This window comes from Brevundimonas sp. FV1ye7S (assembly GCF_058680995.1).
In genome coordinates, this window is sequence record NZ_CM178726.1 from 3,345,637 (window position 1) to 3,363,664 (window position 18,028).

Genomic DNA, 18,028 nt, shown 5'->3' on the forward strand with positions numbered 1-18,028 from the left:
GCCCGCCTGCCCCCACGCGCCAGAAGACCAGAGGATATCATGGCCGAAGCCCCCGTTCCCTACGACGTCGTCATCATCGGCGGAGGGCCCGGCGGCTATAACGCCGCGATCCGCGCCGGCCAGCTGGGCCTGAAGGTCGCCTGCGTCGAGATGCGCGCCACCCTGGGGGGCACCTGCCTGAACGTCGGCTGCATGCCGTCCAAGGCCCTGCTCCACGCCTCGGAAATGTTCGACGCCGCCAACAGCGAATTCGCCAAGATCGGCATCGAGGTCCAGCCCAAGCTGAACCTGGGCCAGATGCACAAGGCCAAGGACGACAGCGTCACCGCCCTGACCAAGGGGATCGAGTTCCTGTTCAAGAAGAACAAGGCCGACTGGATCAAGGGCCGCGGCAAGATCGTCGCCAAAGGCAAGGTCGAGGTGACCGCCGCCGACGGTTCGGTCCAGACGCTTGAGGCCAAGAACATCGTCATCGCCACCGGCTCTGAGCCCACCCCCCTGCCGGGCGTCGCCTTCGAAGACGGCAAGGTGATCGATTCCACCGGCGCCCTGTCCCTTCCGGCCGTGCCGAAGAAGCTGATCGTCATCGGCGCCGGCATCATCGGCCTGGAGCTGGGTTCGGTCTGGCGCCGTCTGGGCGCCGAGGTGACGGTGGTCGAGTTCCTGGACCGGATCACGCCGGGCATGGACACCGAGGTCGCCACCGCCTTCCAGCGCACCCTGACCAAACAGGGCATGGTCTTCAAACTGGGCGCCAAGGTCACGGGCGCCAAGCCGGTCAAGGACGGGGTCGAACTGACGGTCGAGCCGTCGGCCGGCGGCGCAGCCGAAACGATCAAGGGCGACGTCGTCCTGGTCGCCATCGGCCGCCGCCCCTACACCGAGGGCCTGGGTCTCGAGACCATCGGCGTCACGCCGGACAAGCGCGGCTTCATCGACCATGACCACTTCAAGGTCGCCGGCCAAGTCAACGAGGGCGGCGTCTGGGTGATCGGCGACGTGACCCACGGCCCGATGCTGGCCCACAAGGCGGAGGAAGACGCGGTCGCCGTGATCGACACCATCGCCGGCAAATACGGCCACGTCGACTACGCCCTGGTGCCCAGCGTGGTCTACACCTTCCCCGAAGTGGCCTGGGTCGGCCAGACCGAGGACCAGCTGAAAGCCGCCGGCGTCGCCTACAAGAAGGGCAAATTCCCCTTCACCGCCAACAGCCGCGCCAAGATCAACCACGAGACCGACGGCTTCGTGAAGGTTCTAGCCGACGCCGCCACCGACAAGGTTCTGGGCGTCCACATCATGGGCCCGCAGGCCGGCGAGATGATCCACGAGGCCGCCATCACCATGAGCTTCGGCGGCGCCTCGGAAGACATCGCCCGCACCTGCCACGCCCACCCGACCCGTTCGGAAGCCGTCCGCCAGGCGGCCATGGATGTCGAAGGCTGGATGATGCAGGCCTGATCCGCCGCACCCTGACGGGCGTCTGACATGAAAAAGGCCCGCTCGGCAGTCGCCGGGCGGGCCTTTTTTGATCTTGTCCGGCTTGGGCTCAGGCGGCCCAGACGGTCCGGGCGTCCCGAGACTGGCTGTCCGCACCCGGCTCGCCGATGCGGAAGCGCGACACCAGTTCGGCCAGTTTTTCCGCCTCCTGGCTCAGCGCCTGGTTGGCGGCGGTGGTCTGTTCGACCATGGCGGCGTTCTGCTGGGTCGTCTGATCCATCTGATTCACGGCGACATTGATCTCGGCCAGACCCACGGCCTGTTCTTGGGCCGAGGCGGCGATCTCGCCCGCCAACTGGTTGATCTCGGCCACCTGGTTGATCAGGGCGGTCAGGGCGCCGCCGGTCTGGGACACCAGCCGGGCGCCTTCGCCGACGCTGGCGCCCGAGGCGGCGATCAGGCCTTTGATCTCGCGCGCGGCGTCGGCGGAACGCTGGGCCAGGGCGCGCACTTCCGACGCCACCACGGCGAAGCCGCGGCCGGCCTCGCCGGCCCGCGCCGCCTCGACGCCCGCGTTCAGGGCCAGAAGATTGGTCTGGAAGGCGATCTCGTCGATGACGCCGATGATCTCGCCGATCCTGCCCGAGGTCGCCTCGATCTCGCCCATGGCGGCGGTGGTGTCGGCGATGATCCGCTCGCGCGTTCCGGCCCCGCCGCGCGCCTGGGCGGTGATGTCGGCGGCGGACCGGGCGCCCTCGGCCGTCTTGCGGACAGTGACGGTGATCTGATCCAGGGCGGCGGCGGTCTGTTCCAGGGCGGCGGCCTGGCGTTCGGTGCGGCGCGACAGGTCGTCGGTGGCCGTCGACACCTCGGCGGTTCCGGCGCGCATCGCCCCGACCAGATCGACGATATCGGCCATGGTGGCGGCCAGGGTGTCGGCGGCGGTGTTGTAGTCGTCCTTCAGCTTGCGGCTGCGCTCGGCGAAGCTGGCGGTGATGCGATGGTTCAGGTCGCCGCGCGCCAGGGCCGCAAGACCCTGGCCCAGGGCCCCGACCACGACGGCGTCTTCCTCGGCCAGGCGTTCGCGCTCGGCCTCGCTGGCGGCGTGGGTGGCGCGGGCGGTTTCGCGCATCGCCTCGGCCTCGGTCTCGGTCGCCTTCTGGCGCACGGCGGCGTCGCGGAAGGCGATGACGGCGCGCGCGATCTGACCGATGTCGTCTCCGCGCGAGACCCAGGGGGCGTCGAAGTCGGTGCGGCCCTGACGCAGGGCCTCCATCCGCTCGCACAGGGCCTGTAGCGGCGAGAACATGCGGCGCGAGGCGACCAGACAGCCGCCCACCACCAGCAAGGTGACGACGACGCCGCAGATCAGCAGGCCGGCCATCATATGGTTCACCGAGGCCATGAAGTCGGCCTTGGGAATGCCGACATACAGCACGCCGATGGTCTGGCCGGCGGCGTTCTTGATCGGGTCGTAGGCGACGAAATAGGGCTTGCCCAGGATGTCGGCCTGACCACGATAGGGTTTGCCGGACTTCAGCACCGCGTCATAGACGGGGCCGGGCTTGAGTTTGGTGCCGACAGCGCGCGAACCGTCGTCCTTGACCACATTGGTCGTGACCCGCAGGTCGTCCATGAAGACCGTCGCCGTGCCCCCCACCAGGGCCTTGATCCGATCGACCGGTTCGACGAAGTCGTTCATCGGCGTGGAGCCGACATACAGTCGGCCGTCGCGCGCCGAAAACCCGTCGCCGTAGTCGGCCAACACGTCCCAGGCGACGCGCATATTGGCCTCCTGGCGTTCGGCGGCGCTGGCCTCTGCATCCCGGGTCAGCAGCACCACGGCCACCGCCAGCAGGAGCGCGGTCAGGGCGGCCAGGGCGCCGATCACCATGAGGGCGATCTTGGCCGAAAGGGAAAGCGCGCTGGGTTTCATCGCCGTATCCAGTGGAGGCTTCGGGTTTTCAGTCAAGCATCCCTGACATGAGCAAGGTTAAGAACCTTCTCCGACGGCAATACTTTATCTCATCTCGATGTGAGCATTCCCTTGAGCCTGTAGAGAGCCTCCAGCGCCTCGCGCGGGGTCAGGGCGTCGGGGTCCACGGCCCCGAGCGCCGTCTCGACCGGCGAGGGCGCAAGGACGGGCGCCGGTTCCGCCAGGGCGAACAGCGGCAGGTCGTCCAGACGGGCGGTCGCCGCCTTCTCCCCTTCCAGCCGTTCGAGCACGGATCTCGCGCGGGCGACCACGGCGCCCGGCACGCCCGCCAGTTTGGCCACCTGCACCCCATAGGACCGGTCCGCCGCCCCCGGCGCCGCCTCGTGCAGGAAGACGAGATCGCCGTTCCACTCCTTGGCCACCATGGACAGGTTGCAGACATGGTCCAGCCGCGTCTCCAGCTGGGCCAGCTCGTGATAGTGGGTGGCGAACAGGGTGCGCGCCCTATTGGTCTCGTGCAGGGCCTCCGCCGTGGCCCAGGCGATGGCCAGGCCGTCATAGGTCGCCGTGCCGCGGCCGATCTCGTCCAGAACGACAAAACTGCGCGGCGTGGCCTGTGTCAGGATGGCGGCGGTCTCGACCATCTCCATCATGAAGGTGGACCGGCCCCGCGCCAGGTCGTCGCCGGCGCCGACGCGGCTGAACAACCGGTCCACCACGCCCAGACGCATCGACCGCGCCGGCACGAAGGCCCCGGCCTGGGCCAGGATCACCAGAAGCGCGTTCTGGCGCAGGAAGGTGGACTTGCCCGCCATGTTCGGGCCGGTGACGATGGCCAGGCGGGCGCAATCCGCCCCGGAGCCGTCCAGACGCGCATTGTTGGGGGTATAGGGATCGCCGGCCGCCTTGACCGCCGCCTCGACCACCGGATGCCGCCCGGCCTCGACGGAGAAGGCCAGGCTGTCGTCCACCACCGGCCGGGTCGCCCCGACTTCCTGCGCCCATTCCGCCAGGGCGGCGTGGGCGTCCAGTTCGGCCAGGGCCTCGGCGACCGCCTGCAGCGGCTGGGCCAGACGGGCGACCTCGCGCCGCCAGGTCTCGAAGATCTCGGCCTCGATCGCCAGGGCGCGATGGCCCGCCTGGCTGATCTTGGCGTCCAGTTCCGACAGTTCGACGGTGGTGAACCGGACCTGGCTGGCCAGGGTCTGGCGGTGGATGAAGGGGCTGTCCGGCCCGGCCCGCAGCAGGCCTTCCGCCGCCTTGGCCGAGGTCTCCAGGAAATAGCCCAGGACGGCGTTGTGCTTGACCTTGAAGGCCACGCCGGACTCGGCCACGGCCCGCGCCTCCAGATCGGCGACCACCCGGCGGCTGTCGTCGCGCAGGGTGCGGGCCGCGTCCAGTTCGGGACGATAGTCGGGGCGCACGAAACCGCCGTCGCGCGCCAGGTGGGACGGCTCGTCCACCAGGCCGTCGATCAGATCGGCCTTCAGCCGCGACACCTCGGGCGACAGGCTGAGACGATCCAGGGCCAGGGCGATGCGGCGCGGCTGACCGGTGATCGGATCCACCTGGCCGATGAACAGGCCGGCCACCCCCTCCGCTATGGTCAGGCCGACACGCACCGCCGCCAGATCGCGCGGACCGCCGCGTCCCAAGGCCAGCCGCCCGACCGCGCGGGCGATGTCCGAGGAGGCCTTCAGCCCCTCGCGCAGGTTGCGGCGCAGATCGCGCCGCTCCAGCAGCCATTCGACCGCGTCGAGTTGTTCGTTGATCGCCAGCGGATCGCGCAGCGGCCGGGCGATCCGTTCCGCCAGGGCCCGCGCCCCGCCCGAGGTGACGGTGCGGTCGATACAGGCCAGCAGCGAGCCTTCGCGTTCGCCCCTCTGGGTCCGGTCGATCTCCAGACTGGTCCGCGTCGCCGGGTCGATGGCCAGAAAACCGCTCTCGCCCAGCCGACGCGGCGGCGCCAGGGCCGGGACCTTGCCGGCCTGGGTCGTCTCCAGATAGGCGGCGATCAGGCCCAGGGCCGAGACCTCGGCCTCCTCGAAGGCGCCGAAGCCGTCCAGGGCCGCCACCCCGTACAGCCGCTCGACCCGCGCCTGGGCCGCCTGGGGCTCGGCGATGGCGCTGGCCAGGGCCTGGACCACGCCGCCGGACCCGTCCAGGGCGTCCCGCGTCGCCGGGTCCGAATAGATCCGATCCGTGACCAGAACCTCGGACGGCCGAAACGCCGCTAGGGCCGCGCCCAGATCCTCCAGCGCACAGGCGACGCTGTCCACGGCCCCGGACGACAGCTCCACCACGGCCACCGCCGCCCGCCCCTTGCGCACCGCCACGGCCGCCAGACGATTGGCGCCCCGCGCATCCAGCAGACTGTCCTCGGTCAGGGTGCCCGGCGTCACCACCCGCACCACGCCGCGATGGACCACGGCCTTGCCGCCGCGCTTCTTGGCCTCGGCGGGATCTTCCAGCTGTTCGCAGATGGCGACCTTGTGGCCCAGGCGGATCAGTCGGGCCAGATAGCCCTCCATGGCGTGAACCGGCACCCCGGCCATGGGGATGTCCTCGCCCTGGTGCTTGCCCCGCTTGGTCAGGGTGATGCCCAGGGCGGCGGCCGCCACCTCGGCGTCCTTGAAGAACAGCTCGTAGAAATCCCCCATGCGGAAGAAGAGTATGGCGTCCGGCTGGCCGGCCTTGGCCGTCAGATACTGCGCCATGAAGGGCGTCGCCCCTTCCAGCGAGGCGGCGACTTCAGGCGAATGTTCGGGGGAGGGAAAAGCGGGCGCGTTCATGTGCCGTCAGGGTGACGGATCGCGACCGACCGCTCAAGCCCGTTAACGGCTCTTGCACAGGCTTGTCACCCCTGCGATAGGCCGTGTCAGGCGGTTAAGGGAACACGGTGAGACACCGTGGCTGTGCCCGCAACTGTAGGCGGCGAGAGCGTCGTCCGTCCGGGGTCTCGACCCCGGCGCCACTGGGTGACTGGGAAGGCGAGGACGGCGGTTTATGACCCGCAAGCCAGGAGACCTGGCCGCCTAACGTCGCTCGTCCGCTGTCCGGGACCAGACAGAGGCGCGGGGACTATTCTCGTCGCAGCGACCCGATCTTGCGCCGTCCGGACCTTTCAGGCCCGGCGGATCGGCTCGCTCATACCGGTTCCTCGCGCGCACTCGCGGAGCCGACATCGGGGATTCTCGCTCAATGAAGCGCTCCATTCTTCTCTCCACGGCGGCCCTGTCCGCCGCCTTCGCCGCGCCCGCCTTCGCCTTTGACGAGGCGACCCAGCTGGACGACGTCGTCATCACCGCCACCCGCATCCCGGCCATCGTCGCCGACACGCCCGGCGCCCGCGTCATCGACGGCAAGACCATCGAACAGCGCGGCGCGATCTTCGCCGCCGACATCCTGTCGGACGTCCCCGGCCTGTCGGTGACCCGTTCCGGCGCCTTCGGCGGCGTGGCTCAGGTCCGGATGCGTGGCGCGACGCCCGGCAAGACCCTGGTCCTGGTCGACGGCGCGCCCGTCAACGACGCGGCCGAGCCCAACGGCGCTTATGATTTCTCCAGCTTCGAGCTGGCCGACATCGAGCGCATCGAAGTGCTCAGCGGCCCGCAGTCGTCGCTGTGGGGATCGGACGCCATCGGCGGCGTGATCGCCTTCACCACCAAGGAGATCGAGGGCCTGCGCGCCGAGGCTGAGGCCGGCAGTTTCGACACCGTGCGCGGCCGCCTGGCCGCCGGCGTCGCCAATGAGACCTATGCCGTCAGCGCCTATGTCTCGCGCTTCGACACCGACGGCATTTCCGCCGCCGACGAGGCCGACGGCAATTCCGAGGCCGACGGTTTCCGCAGCACGACCCTGGGCGCCAAGGGCCGCTACGCCTTCTCGGACCTGGTCAAGGTCGACGGCTCGGTGCGCTGGAACAAGTCAAAGGCCGACCTGGACGGTTTCCCGGCGCCGAACTACGCGCTGGCCGACACCGACGATACGCAGGAAAGCGAGCAATGGTCGGGGTTTGGCCGGGTGGCCGCCAAGGCGTTCGGCCTGAACCATCAGTTCAGCGTCTCGGCGTCGGATCTGGATCGCAGCTCGGTCAGCGACGGCTTCGGCTCGACCTTCACCGGCGACCGCCAAGCCTATCGTTGGCAGGCCAATGGCGCGACACAGGATATCGACTATGCGTTCGGCGTCGAACGCAACGAGGCGTCGGCGGCCCTGTCGTCGGGCCTGTCGCGCGACCTGTCGATCACCTCGGTGTTCGGCGTGGCCCAGTATGACGTCGGCGCACTGAACCTGACCGGGGGCCTGCGTTACGACGACACCGACGATTTCGGATCCAAGACGACGGGTCGGGTTTCGGCGGCCTATGATCTGGCCGGCGGCTTCATCCTGTCGGGCGCCTATGGCACGGGCTTCAAGTCGCCGACGGTCAGCCAGGCGGTCTGCGACTTCTGCTACGCGCCCCTGCCCTGGCCGGAGCTGAAGCCGGAAACCGCCGACAGCGTCGAGATCGCCCTGGGCTGGGCCTCGGGCGATGGTCGTTTCGACGGTCGCGCGACCCTGTATCGCCTGAACGTCGAGGACCAGATCACCTATACGGCCGGTCGCTACATCAATGTGGCCAAGACCCGTTCGGACGGGTTCGAGCTGGAAGGCCGTGCGCTGTTGGGCGCCGGCTTCGACCTGACGCTGGCCTATGCCTGGACCGACGCCGAGGACCGCACGACGGGCGCCCGCCTGTTGCGTGTGCCCGAGCACGCCGGTTCGGCGACCCTGGGCTGGACGGGCGACCGGGTCTCGGGCGCGCTGACGGTGCGGGCGGAAGGCGACCAGGACGATTCCGGCGGCTTCTCGACCGTGGCCCGCGAGGGCTTCGTCACGGCCAATCTGAACGCCGCCTACGAATTGACGGACAAGGTCACGTTGACGGCCCGGATCGAGAACCTGGCCGACGAACACTATCAGCAGGTGTTCGGTTACGGAGAGCCGGGACGGTCCGGCTATGTCGGGGTCAGGCTGCGCTACTGATCCGCGCGCGGGCGTCGGCGGTGAAGGCCGCCGGCGCCTCGAGCGCCAGTTCCGGCCAGCTCAGGTCAGGGCCGGGCGCGTGGGCGGCGGCCAGGATGGCGCGCAGTTCGGCCGCCGAGGCCACGCTGGCGACCACCCGGTCCACCGCCTTCAGCGAAAAGGCGTAGGCCAGGGCCGCCTGCATCGGATCGCAGCGCCGTTCGGCCAGACGCCGGCGCGTCCGCGACAGGGCCTGGGCGTAGTTGGCCAGATGGGGCGGCAATTCATCGCCGACCGCGAACAGAAGCCCGCCGGCGAAGACCGAGGCCAGGTGCACCTCGGCGCCGCCGGCCTTGATCTCGTCCAGCACGCCCTCGGCGGCGGCCCGCTGGTCCAGCAGATTGCAGGAAATCTGAACCACGTCGGCCTCCAGCCGGCGCGCCAGCAGGGCCGGGCCGTCCTCGACCGTGGCGCAGAAGCCGATGCTGCGGAACAGGCCGCGGGTCTTCAGGGATTGCAGCCGGTCCCACAGGGCGCGGCCCTCGGCCCCGGCCAGGTCGGCGGCGTTGTTGACCAGCAGGGCCTCGCCGCGCGGCAGGCCCATGCGTTCCAGCGACCGGCGCGCCCGCGCCTCGACCCGATCCAGGCCTTCGCTCAGGGCCACGGTTTGAACCGTCACGCGGAAGGGCGAGGGGAAGGGCCAGGCCTGGCCCAGCAGCCGTTCGCCGTCGCCGCCCGGTTTGGTCGCGATCATCTTGACACCGGCGTCCGCCCCCGTCTGCAACAGGAAGCGCATGGCGTCCTCGCGCGCGCCCGACGGCGCGGCCATGAACGGATTCAGGGCGCGTCCCGGCTCTGTCACCACGGCGAGAGCTAGGCGATCTATGGGCGAAGGCGCCGAAGGGGTGGCGGGGGAATGCGTCACATTCCCATCTTGCACCTCCAAAGCTTAAAGGAGGTTGAGCGAGACGTTACGCGAGTCTTACCTGGAGATCGTCGGTATGGCGGATCAGGCGTCGGCGTCGGGCTGACGATCCGGGTGCGCCGCCCCGAAGGCGGGGTGGTCCAGCGCCCGCGTCTCCACCGCCAGAAGCCCCGGCCAGGCTTCCAGCGCCATGTTGAACCGCCGCGCGGAATAGAGCTGCGGCATCAGATAGCAGTCGACCAGGCCCGGCCGGTCGCCGAAACTCCACCCCTGGCCGTGGCGGCCCACCAGGATCTCCAGGGCGTCGAAGCCCGGCGCGATCCAGCGCGCGGCCCAGGCGTCCACGGCGGCCTGGTCCGCCGCGAAATCCTCGCGCAACGACCTGAGGACGCGCAGATTGTTCAGCGGATGAATGTCGCAGCCGATCAGGGCGGCCATGGCCCGGACACGGGCCCGGTCGGCCGATCCCTTCGGCAACAGGGCCGGCTCGGGATGAACCTCCTCCAGCCATTCCAGAATGGCCGGGCTCTGGGTGACGACCTGATCCCCGTCCTGCAGGGCCGGCACCATGCCCTGAGGGTTCAGCGCCAGATAATCGACCGCCTTCTGCTCGCCCTTGCGCAGGTCATGCGCCGCCGTCTCATAGGCCAGGCCCTTGAGGCCCAGGGCGATGCGGACCCGGTAGCTGGCGCCCGAGCGCCAATAGCCGTGCAGGATCATCAGACGATCTTGAAGCTCAGAGGCGCCAGGCCGTCGATGGTCACGACCACCGCGTCGCCGCGCGCCAGGGGTCCGACGCCCGACGGGGTGCCGGTGAAGATCAGGTCGCCCGCCTGGAGCGACCACAGTTTCCCGGCCGCCTCGACGATCTGATCGGGGTTCAGGATCATGTCGTCCAGGGTGCTGGACTGTTTCGTCTCGCCGTTGACGCTCAGGGCGATCACCCCCGCCGGGGCCGGAAGCGGCCCCAGAGTCAGGGCGCCGCAGGGGGCCGACTGGTCGAACCCCTTGGCTGCATCCCACGGCCGCCCGGCCGCCTTCGCCTCGGCCTGAAGATCGCGACGGGTCAGGTCGCAGCCGACCGCCCAGCCCACGATCCGCCCGTCCTCGCCGATGGCCGCGACCAGTTCGGCCTCGAAATGCAGATTGTCCGTCGCCGACGGATAGGCCGGGTCGGCCCCGTCCGACACCAGGGCGTCGCCGGGCTTGGAGAAGAAGAAGGGGGACTGCTTGTCCGGGTCCGACCCCATTTCGCGCGCATGGGCGGCGTAGTTCTGGCCGACGCACAGGATGCGGCGAACCGGGAACCGCCGGGCGTCGCCGGTGATCGGCAGGGTGGGGGCGGGGCGGGGGGCGAACAGCAGGTCGGTCATTTCCCCTATCTAGAACGACGAAACGCGCCTGACGAGGCCGTGGATCACGGGTGGGCGAAGGGAACCTCGCGCCGGGTGTAGCGTTCCGAAACGGGGTCCCCTATTCTATTGCCAAGCTTGAAACCGGAGCGCGCACCATGGCCACCACCAAGGCTAGAGAAGACATCAAGGCCGACCTGAAGACCCTCAAGGAGGATCTGAAGATCGGCGCCCGCGAAGAAACCCAGCGTCTGCGCGAAAAGGCCGAGGAGGCCGAGGCCAAGCTGCGGGCCAAGAGCGAGGAAGTGCGCGACCAGGCGCGCGGCTATTACGACACCGCCCGGGTGCGCGGCCGCGAATATTACGACGACGCCGCCGAACGCCTGGACGAGGCCCAGCGCTATATCGTCGAGCGGGTGCAGGAACGTCCGGTCCAGTCGACCGCCATCGCCCTCGGCGTCGGCGTGGTGCTCGGCCTGCTTCTGGCCGGCCGTCGCCGCTGATGTTCAAGGGCATCGTCAAACGCATCGTGGCGACCAGCGTGGCCGCCGCGAGCGTCTTTCTGGCCGTGGTGTTTCTCGGCGTCGCCATCTTCCACGCCATCAGCCTGGTCACGACGCCCCTGGGCGCCTCGGCCATCACCTTCGCACTGTTCGCCCTGGTCGCCCTGGTCGTCGCGCTCGTCTTCCTGAAGGGCGAAAGTCACGACGAGGAGGACGAGGAGGATGCGCCGGACGGTCTGATCGGCAAGCTGATCCACATCGTTCGCGAACGCCCGATCATCGGCGCGGTCGGCGGACTGGGCGCGGCCTTCCTGTTGCTGCGCAATCCGGCCCTGGCCGCGATCGTCGCCAGCATGGTGGCCGAGCGGAAGATGGATCAGGGCGGCTACGCCAAAAGGCGCCGTCGGCGCTGAGGATTCTGCGAAGGCCACGGAACACCCTGCGTCCGTGACCGTTGATCTTCCGACGGGACGAACGGCTGCAAGGCCGCCGTCGGAAACATCAACTCAGGAGAGCTAAACCCATGATTCGCTGGGCAATTATCTTCCTGGTCGTGGCCTTGATCGCAGCCGTTCTCGGCTTCGGCGGCATCGCGAACTTCTCGTTCGAGATCGCCAAATTCATCGCCGTGATCGCCATCATCCTGTTCGTCATCGCCCTCGTGGCCGGCGGACTCCGCGGACGCGGCGCCCCTCGATTATAGGGCTGCCGCTCCGGCGAAATGCAGAAGGGCCGGAACGCGAGTTCCGGCCCTTTTTCTATTTGCGGCGTCACCCGGGAATAGAGACGCGACGGCTCAGACCGCCGCCTTCTCCAGTTCGCCCGGCCTGTTCGGGCTGGGCGCCGTCGCGGCCTTGCGGGTGTCCTGACGACGCGGCAGCCGCCAGACCTGATGCGGGCTGTAGTCCCGCCCGTCCCAGGCCAGGGCCGTGACCGTGATGGTCCTGGCGTCCCAGTCGACCTGGTTGAAGCCCGGCGGCGAGCCCCGCTCGCGGTGCGACAGGGTCCCGCACCCCACGGCGTAGGAGCAGCGGTCCGCCAGATCGATGGGCAGGGCGAAGGGCACATGGACATGGCCCGTCATGATCAGATCCACCCCGGCCTCGGCGAATATCAGGGCCGCCTCGTCGCCGCGCTTGACGTCGCCGGTCATCGGCGTGCCGATCATCTCGACCAGGGGATGATGACAGGCCAGGATGCGCAGCGCCCCGATGGGCGCCTGACGCAGGGCCTCGGCCGCGCGCCGGGTCTGGTCCAGGTCGATGACCCCCTTGGACCAGTTGGGCCGCGCCTGCCAGCCGCGCGCCGTGACGACGCCCCGCACCATCACCGTGTCGTTGCAGAACTGTCCGTCGTGAGCCGGAAAACCCGTCGCCGTCTCGAAGGCGCGCCACGGATGGAACAGGCGGGCGACCGGGCTCCAGTAGGGGACGTCGTGATTGCCGACGATGACGAAGCGCGGCTCCGGCATGGCCCGCATCCATTCCCCCGCCGCCCGGAACTCGACCGGATAGCCCTTCTGGGTGATGTCGCCGGTGATCAGAACCAGATCATTGGGCGTGGCGTGGGCGTACTCCAGCGCCGCCGCCACCGCCCCCTTGTGCTCGCATCCGAAATGAACGTCCGAAAACTGGAGAACCCGCCCCATCAAAGACTGTCCTCGGCCGCGGGGGGCCGGGGCGCAAGGGCGCGGAACGCCTTGGGAATGAATCGCACGGTGGCCTCGGATTTCAACAGGACGGGCTCTCCGTCTATCACGGCGGGAATCTTGGAGCGCGCCCGGACGTCGATCCGCTTGGCCGGGCGGGTCGAGACGGCGGGATCATGGCGCCAGTCGCTGAACAGGGCGTTGGCGGCCAGGCGGAAGGCCTGGCTGGCGTCGGACGGGTCCATCGCCGCGGCTTCCAGCCCGTCCGGCTCTTCCATGGCCTTGGAGATCATCGGGCTGATCAGCACTAGGGCCTCGGCCCGACGCCGGGGGCCGCCGTCCAGACTGAACCTCAACCGACCGGTGAAGGCCCGCTTCAACGCCCGCCGCGCATAGGCCCAGGCCAGTCTCACCTTGCCGGTCCGCATCGCCTCGCGCGCCGGCGCCCACAGGGCCGGCGAGCCCAGGATGGCGGCGCAGTAGAAATATTCCCCCGACACCTCGCCGCCGGACACCGATTGGGGCTCGCCCTCCTCCAGGGTGCGGCGCAGGGCCAGCTTCCAGTCGGCCGTGCCGTACAGGGCCCGCGGCAGCATGTTCATCGTGCCGCCCGGCAGGGGGGCGATCATCGGACCATTCGGCCTGGCCTTCGCCGCCACCGACCGCGCCGTGCCGTCGCCGGCCAGGACGAAGATCACGTCCGGCGCGGCGGCGAAGGCGTCGGCGATGGCCTGATCGAAATTGCCGGCTTCCAGCACCACGACCTGGGTTTGCAGGTCATAGTCCGCCAGGATCGCCTCGGCCTCGGCCTCGGCGCGCGGGCCGACGCTGCCGGACAAGGGATTGACCAGCATCACCGCCCGGCCCAGCGACGCATGGGGCGTGAGACGACGCGCGGCCTCGTCGCGCGGCTCGCCGGCGTCGGCGTCGGCGTCGGGTTCTGAACTCAGGGTGTCGGTCATGGCCGCCGAACGTTCAGGCGGCCCGCCCGTTCCCGACAAGCGTGACTATTGCTTCAGTTCGTCGCGGGCGGTCGAGGCGCCGGCCTTCAGGGCGTCGCCGGTCCTTTCGGTCGCCTGCCCCGCCTTGTCGGCCGCGACCCCCGCCGCTTCCGGGGCGCGTCCCGCCAGTCTCTGCGCCCCGGTCCAGCCGGTCATGATCCAGCCGTCCATCATCCGGCCCGCCGCCTGGACCGATCCTTCCTTGATGGACAAGACCAGGGTCAGGGCGCCGATCAGGGCCAGCAGGGTCACCAGCAGATTGACCAGCGGCGCGGCCGAGGCCTTGCGCTTCTTGCTGCGCGCCCAGATCGGGCCTTCAGCGCCGGCCGTGGCGCGCGTCACATCAGAAAACCGCATCATTTCCCCCAAGGACTGCGCAGGCTGACCCACGCCGGTTAAGCATAGTCGTTTCGGTAGAACGACGATAGACAGGGGAACCGGAGCCGTACTCCAGCGTTATCGCCTTCGGGGCGAACCCAGGATAGAGGATTTCATCATGAACAAGGCCATCATCGCGATCGCCGGCGCCGGTCTTTTGGCTTCGGCCTGCGCGAGCGACCCTTACGGCAACTCGAACCAGACCGTGCGCCAGGGCGCCATCGGCGCCGGCCTCGGCGCGGTCGCCGGCGCCGTCATCGGCAACAATGTCGGCGGCGGCAACGCAGCCACCGGCGCCCTGATCGGCGGCGCCCTGGGCGGCGCAGCCGGCGCGATCCGCGGTTCGAGCCAAGACCGCAACAACCAGCAGCGCTACCGCGACAGCCAAGGCCGCACCTACTACTGCTACGACAACCGCCAGGACGAGTGCTACTGGGATAACGGCCAACGCCGTTATTGAGCCGTGACCTTCGAACCGGACCCAGGTCTGGTTCGAGACCGGTTTGAGTTTCGGGAAGGGCGGTTCGTCGTGGACGGGCCGCCTTTTTCGTGTGCAGGATGATGGTGGGACACAGGGGATAGTCATGAAAAATATAACAATTCTGGCCTTGGCCGGCGGGATGCTGGCGCTGGGGGCCTGTGCGACGCCGATGCGGCGGGATCAGATCGTGACCAGCGGTTCCCTGTGCATGCCGGTGCGGTTCGACATCTATTTCCGCGAGAACGAGGCGCGGCTGACCGATGCGGCCGATCAGGCCATCAATGCGGCGGCGGGCGTACTGCGGACCTGCGACGTGCGCAGCATCCAGGTGGTGGGTCTGGCGGACGCGACCGGAGCGAGCGAGGCCAATCTGAGCCTGTCGCAGCGCCGCGCGCGGACCGTGGCCCAGGCCCTGAACGCGGCGGGCCTGCCGTCGCCGGTGTTTGACGTGGGCGCCGCAGGGGACGCGGGCGCGACCACGGCGGGCGGGGCGGCCGAGCCCCTGCGTCGCCGCACCGAAGTGGTCGTGGACGCCCACCCGCGCCGCTGAAACTCGGCTGATCGGACACGCTGACAGAGCGGTTCGCAGGGCCTAGAAGCAGGTCATGCGCCCGACCGCCTTCCTGTACGCCCTGCTGTTTTGCCTCGGCCTGTCCGTCCTGCCGGGCGTTCCGTCCGTCGCTGAAGCCCAGCCGGTCAGCCGTCCGGCCGAGGCGGCGGCGGTCGTGCCGCCCGGTCCGCGACGGGCCGACAATATCGAGGCGGAACTGGTTCCCCTGTCGCGCTGGGCCGCGCCGGGGTCGACCGTCGTGGTGGCGGTGCATCAGACCATCGCGCCCGGCTGGCACACCTATTGGCGCAATCCCGGCGATTCCGGAGGGCCGACCACCCTGGACTGGCGTCTGCCGGCCGGGGTCGAGGCCGGCGAGATCGTCTGGCCCCTGCCCACACGCCAGCGGCTGATGAGCCTGGTCAACTACGGCTATTCCGGCGAGGTCTATCTGCCCGTCCCGATCGAGGTTCCGGCCTCGGCCCGGCCGGGAACCACCCTGCCCCTGACCGTCGACGCCCTGTTCCTGGTGTGCAGCGACCAGATGTGCGTGCCGGTGCAGATGAGTCTGCGTCTGGACCTGCCGATCCGCGAGGGCGCCCCGCCGCTGGATCCCGACCATGGCGCCGCCATCCAGGCCGTGCTGGAGGCCGCGCCGCGACCGGCGGGTCTGGACGCCCGCGCCACCCTGCAGAACGGCGTCCTGACCCTGTCGGCGACGGCCCCCCCCCTAGCGGACCTGACGGCCGGCGCGGGCCTGAGCCAGGCCTATTTCTATCCGTTCGAGGGCGGGATCATCGACCACGCCGCCGCCCAGTCGGGCCACAGCGGCCCGAACGGGCTGAGCCTGACCCTGACCCCCGGCGGCGACCTGACGGCCAAGGGTCTGACCGGTCCGATCTCGGGCGTCCTGGCCACCGACGCCGGCGCCTGGGAGATCACGGCCCAGCCCGGCGCGGTCCTGGCCGGAACCACCGGCGGCAAGGCCCTGTCCGGCGAGGTCGAGACCCCCAGCGCCGGAACCCGGCTCAACCTGGGCCTGATCCTGCAATCGGCCCTGTTCGCCCTGATCGGCGGCCTGATCCTGAACCTGATGCCCTGCGTCTTTCCCATTCTGGCCATGAAGGCCGCCGCCCTGGCCGCCTCGGCCCATCAGCCGCGCGAGGCGCGGCGCGACGGCCTGTTGTTCCTGGCCGGGGTTCTGGCGACCTTCCTGGTCCTGGCCGGCGTCCTGCTGGCCCTGCGCGCCGGGGGCGAGGCCGTCGGCTGGGGCTTCCAGCTTCAGTCGCCGGCGGTGATCGCAAGCCTGGCCCTGCTGATGCTGGCGGTGGGGCTGAACCTGTCGGGCGTCTTCCATGTCGGCGCAGGGCTCCAGGGCGCGGGCGCCGGTCCCCTGTCGCGCCTGCCGGGCGGCGCGGGCGCCTTCTTCACCGGGGTTCTGGCCGTGGTCGTCGCCGCCCCCTGCACCGCCCCCTTCATGGCGGCGGCCCTGGGCGCGGCCCTTCTCATGCCCTGGCCGGCGGCGTTGCTGATCTTCCTGATGCTGGGTCTGGGCCTGGGCCTGCCCTATCTGGCCGTCAGCCTGTCGCCCGGCCTGCTGCGGCGCCTGCCCCGGCCCGGCCCGTGGATGGATCGGCTGAAGGGCCTGCTGGCCTTCCCGATGTACGGCGCGGCCCTGTGGCTGGTCTGGGTCTTCTCGCGTCAGACCGGCGCCGAGGGCCTGGCCCTACTGATGGCCGCCGCCCTGACCACCGCCTTCGCCCTGTGGCTGTTCGGCCTGACCCAGGCCCAGCGCGCCCTGGGCCGATCCGCCCGCCTGTCCGGCGCATCCAGCCTGATCGCGCTCGGGGCCGCCCTGGTCCTGGCCGTGATCGCCGGTCGCGCGCCGGTTCTGGGGGCGGCCTCGGTCGCCGAGTCCGGCCCCCTGGCCTCCGCGCCCTGGTCGGCCGAATCCGTCCGCGCCGCCCAGGCCGAAGGCCGTCCGGTCCTGGTCAATTTCACGGCTGACTGGTGCGTGACCTGCAAGATCAACGAGCGCGCCGCCCTGTCCTCGCCCCGCGTCGCCGAGGCCCTGAAGGCGACGAACGCCGTCTATCTGGTCGGCGACTGGACCCGCCGTGACGACGCCATCACCCGCGAACTGGAGCGTCACGGCCGTTCGGGCGTGCCGCTGTATCTGCTCTATCCGGCGAACGGCGGCGAGCCCCGCATCCTGCCGCAACTGTTGACCGAAGGCGTGGTCATCGAGGCTCTGAAGGGGGCGTGACGGCCTTCGCCGGGTGACGAGGAAGCCTAGACCTCCGGCTGCGGCGGGGCGGTGATGACCTCGACATTGTCGTTCAGCAGATAGGACAGTTCCGACAGGGCGACGGCGCGGTCGGCGGGCGTGCCCGCCGCCTGAACCGCCTGGACCTTTTTCGGCATGTCCTCGGAAATGCCGCGCAGGATGCATTTCAGATCGCCGTCCGTGCCGCGTTCCTTCAGGATCAGGTGGCCCTGCATGTCGAGCGCGGCCAGTTGTTCGGCCTGGGCCTTGAAGCCGGTGAAGGCCTGGCTGGTGAAGAAGTCCGCCTGATCCGCCGCCTTGGCCGCCGCCCAGCCGTCGACCAGAGCCTTCAGCGCGCCGGACCGGGCGACGATGTCGGCGAACAGGGGCTCGGTCGCCACCGACACCGGCGCCCCGACCGCCGCAGGGGGCTGTTCGGCCGCCAGGGCCACGGCGGGATTGGACAGGGCCAGGGCGATCGTGAGAGCAAGGCCGCAGGACATGAGGGTGACTTCCTGTTTCAGCGTCGGCTAGGACGTTG

The 18,028-nt window shown here is 69.8% G+C and carries 17 protein-coding genes and 1 riboswitch; of the genes, 8 read left to right on the forward strand and 9 right to left on the reverse strand.

The genetic code is table 11. The features are described from left to right. The first annotated feature begins 39 nt into the window (after positions 1-39). The gene (gene lpdA / locus ACW18C_RS16320) at positions 40-1,461 is read left to right on the forward strand and encodes a dihydrolipoyl dehydrogenase (protein WP_492072021.1); all 1,422 of its coding nucleotides are present in this window, start codon (positions 40-42) and stop codon (positions 1,459-1,461) included. An 88-nt stretch (positions 1,462-1,549) separates the two neighbouring features. On the opposite strand, the gene ACW18C_RS16325 is transcribed toward lpdA, so the two are convergent. After that, the gene (locus ACW18C_RS16325; RefSeq protein ID WP_492072022.1) at positions 1,550-3,376 is read right to left on the reverse strand and encodes a methyl-accepting chemotaxis protein; all 1,827 of its coding nucleotides are present in this window, start codon (positions 3,374-3,376) and stop codon (positions 1,550-1,552) included. 89 nt (positions 3,377-3,465) lie between these two features. Further along, on the reverse strand, positions 3,466-6,168 hold the full coding sequence (gene mutS / locus ACW18C_RS16330; protein WP_492072023.1) for a DNA mismatch repair protein MutS: 2,703 nt from the start codon (positions 6,166-6,168) through the stop codon (positions 3,466-3,468). A 64-nt stretch (positions 6,169-6,232) separates the two neighbouring features. Next, a riboswitch (cobalamin riboswitch) is annotated at positions 6,233-6,426 on the forward strand. 151 nt (positions 6,427-6,577) lie between these two features. Here mutS and ACW18C_RS16335 point away from each other — a divergent pair. Continuing rightward, positions 6,578-8,404 carry a TonB-dependent receptor plug domain-containing protein gene (locus ACW18C_RS16335; protein WP_492072025.1) on the forward strand — a complete coding sequence of 609 codons (1,827 nt, stop codon included), beginning with the start codon at positions 6,578-6,580 and terminating at the stop codon, positions 8,402-8,404. On the opposite strand, the gene ACW18C_RS16340 is transcribed toward ACW18C_RS16335, so the two are convergent. The 3 genes from ACW18C_RS16340 to ACW18C_RS16350 form a co-directional block, all read right to left on the reverse strand. Next, positions 8,388-9,308 (reverse strand): aldo/keto reductase, encoded by a 921-nt coding sequence (locus ACW18C_RS16340; RefSeq protein ID WP_035308685.1) that lies wholly within the window; start codon positions 9,306-9,308, stop codon positions 8,388-8,390. The two genes, ACW18C_RS16335 and ACW18C_RS16340, sit on opposite strands and share 17 nt — an antisense overlap. 84 nt (positions 9,309-9,392) lie before the next feature. Further along, positions 9,393-10,028 carry a maleylacetoacetate isomerase gene (gene maiA / locus ACW18C_RS16345; RefSeq protein ID WP_492072027.1) on the reverse strand — a complete coding sequence of 212 codons (636 nt, stop codon included), beginning with the start codon at positions 10,026-10,028 and terminating at the stop codon, positions 9,393-9,395. Beyond that, positions 10,028-10,681, reverse strand: a complete 654-nt coding sequence (locus tag ACW18C_RS16350) for a fumarylacetoacetate hydrolase family protein (protein WP_447941268.1) — start codon at positions 10,679-10,681, stop codon at positions 10,028-10,030. The genes maiA and ACW18C_RS16350 overlap by 1 nt, the downstream gene beginning before the upstream one ends. A gap of 137 nt (positions 10,682-10,818) precedes the next feature. Here ACW18C_RS16350 and ACW18C_RS16355 point away from each other — a divergent pair, with 137 nt between their 5' ends. From ACW18C_RS16355 to ACW18C_RS16365, 3 genes are all read left to right on the forward strand, one after another. Then, positions 10,819-11,163 carry a glycine zipper domain-containing protein gene (locus ACW18C_RS16355; protein WP_008260669.1) on the forward strand — a complete coding sequence of 115 codons (345 nt, stop codon included), beginning with the start codon at positions 10,819-10,821 and terminating at the stop codon, positions 11,161-11,163. Then, on the forward strand, positions 11,163-11,576 hold the full coding sequence (locus ACW18C_RS16360) for a hypothetical protein (RefSeq protein WP_008262661.1): 414 nt from the start codon (positions 11,163-11,165) through the stop codon (positions 11,574-11,576). Before ACW18C_RS16355 ends, ACW18C_RS16360 begins: the two co-directional genes overlap by 1 nt. A gap of 110 nt (positions 11,577-11,686) precedes the next feature. Beyond that, positions 11,687-11,866, forward strand: a complete 180-nt coding sequence (locus tag ACW18C_RS16365) for a DUF1328 domain-containing protein (protein ID WP_008262305.1) — start codon at positions 11,687-11,689, stop codon at positions 11,864-11,866. A 93-nt stretch (positions 11,867-11,959) separates the two neighbouring features. On the opposite strand, the gene ACW18C_RS16370 is transcribed toward ACW18C_RS16365, so the two are convergent. The 3 genes from ACW18C_RS16370 to ACW18C_RS16380 are packed head-to-tail and all read right to left on the reverse strand — an operon-like array spanning position 11,960 to position 14,169. Continuing rightward, positions 11,960-12,811 carry a metallophosphoesterase family protein gene (locus tag ACW18C_RS16370; RefSeq protein ID WP_292150606.1) on the reverse strand — a complete coding sequence of 284 codons (852 nt, stop codon included), beginning with the start codon at positions 12,809-12,811 and terminating at the stop codon, positions 11,960-11,962. Next, on the reverse strand, positions 12,811-13,773 hold the full coding sequence (locus tag ACW18C_RS16375; protein WP_492072030.1) for a diacylglycerol/lipid kinase family protein: 963 nt from the start codon (positions 13,771-13,773) through the stop codon (positions 12,811-12,813). The genes ACW18C_RS16370 and ACW18C_RS16375 overlap by 1 nt, the downstream gene beginning before the upstream one ends. A 45-nt stretch (positions 13,774-13,818) precedes the next feature. Further along, complete coding sequence (locus ACW18C_RS16380) at positions 13,819-14,169, reverse strand: hypothetical protein (RefSeq protein ID WP_492072032.1); 351 nt, start codon at positions 14,167-14,169, stop codon at positions 13,819-13,821. Positions 14,170-14,308: 139 nt separating this feature from the next. Between ACW18C_RS16380 and ACW18C_RS16385 the strand changes: the two genes are divergently transcribed. The 3 genes from ACW18C_RS16385 (at position 14,309) to ACW18C_RS16395 (ending at position 17,487) form a co-directional block, all read left to right on the forward strand. Next, a complete protein-coding gene (locus tag ACW18C_RS16385) occupies positions 14,309-14,650 on the forward strand; it encodes a YMGG-like glycine zipper-containing protein (RefSeq protein ID WP_008263428.1) in 342 nt (113 codons plus the stop codon). A 124-nt stretch (positions 14,651-14,774) separates the two neighbouring features. Then, on the forward strand, positions 14,775-15,221 hold the full coding sequence (locus tag ACW18C_RS16390) for an OmpA family protein (RefSeq protein ID WP_492072034.1): 447 nt from the start codon (positions 14,775-14,777) through the stop codon (positions 15,219-15,221). A 55-nt stretch (positions 15,222-15,276) separates the two neighbouring features. Beyond that, positions 15,277-17,487 carry a protein-disulfide reductase DsbD family protein gene (locus ACW18C_RS16395; protein WP_492072035.1) on the forward strand — a complete coding sequence of 737 codons (2,211 nt, stop codon included), beginning with the start codon at positions 15,277-15,279 and terminating at the stop codon, positions 17,485-17,487. Between the two features lie 26 nt (positions 17,488-17,513). Here ACW18C_RS16395 and ACW18C_RS16400 read toward each other — a convergent pair whose 3' ends face one another. Next, complete coding sequence (locus ACW18C_RS16400) at positions 17,514-17,990, reverse strand: hypothetical protein (RefSeq protein ID WP_492072036.1); 477 nt, start codon at positions 17,988-17,990, stop codon at positions 17,514-17,516. Positions 17,991-18,028: the final 38 nt, after the last annotated feature.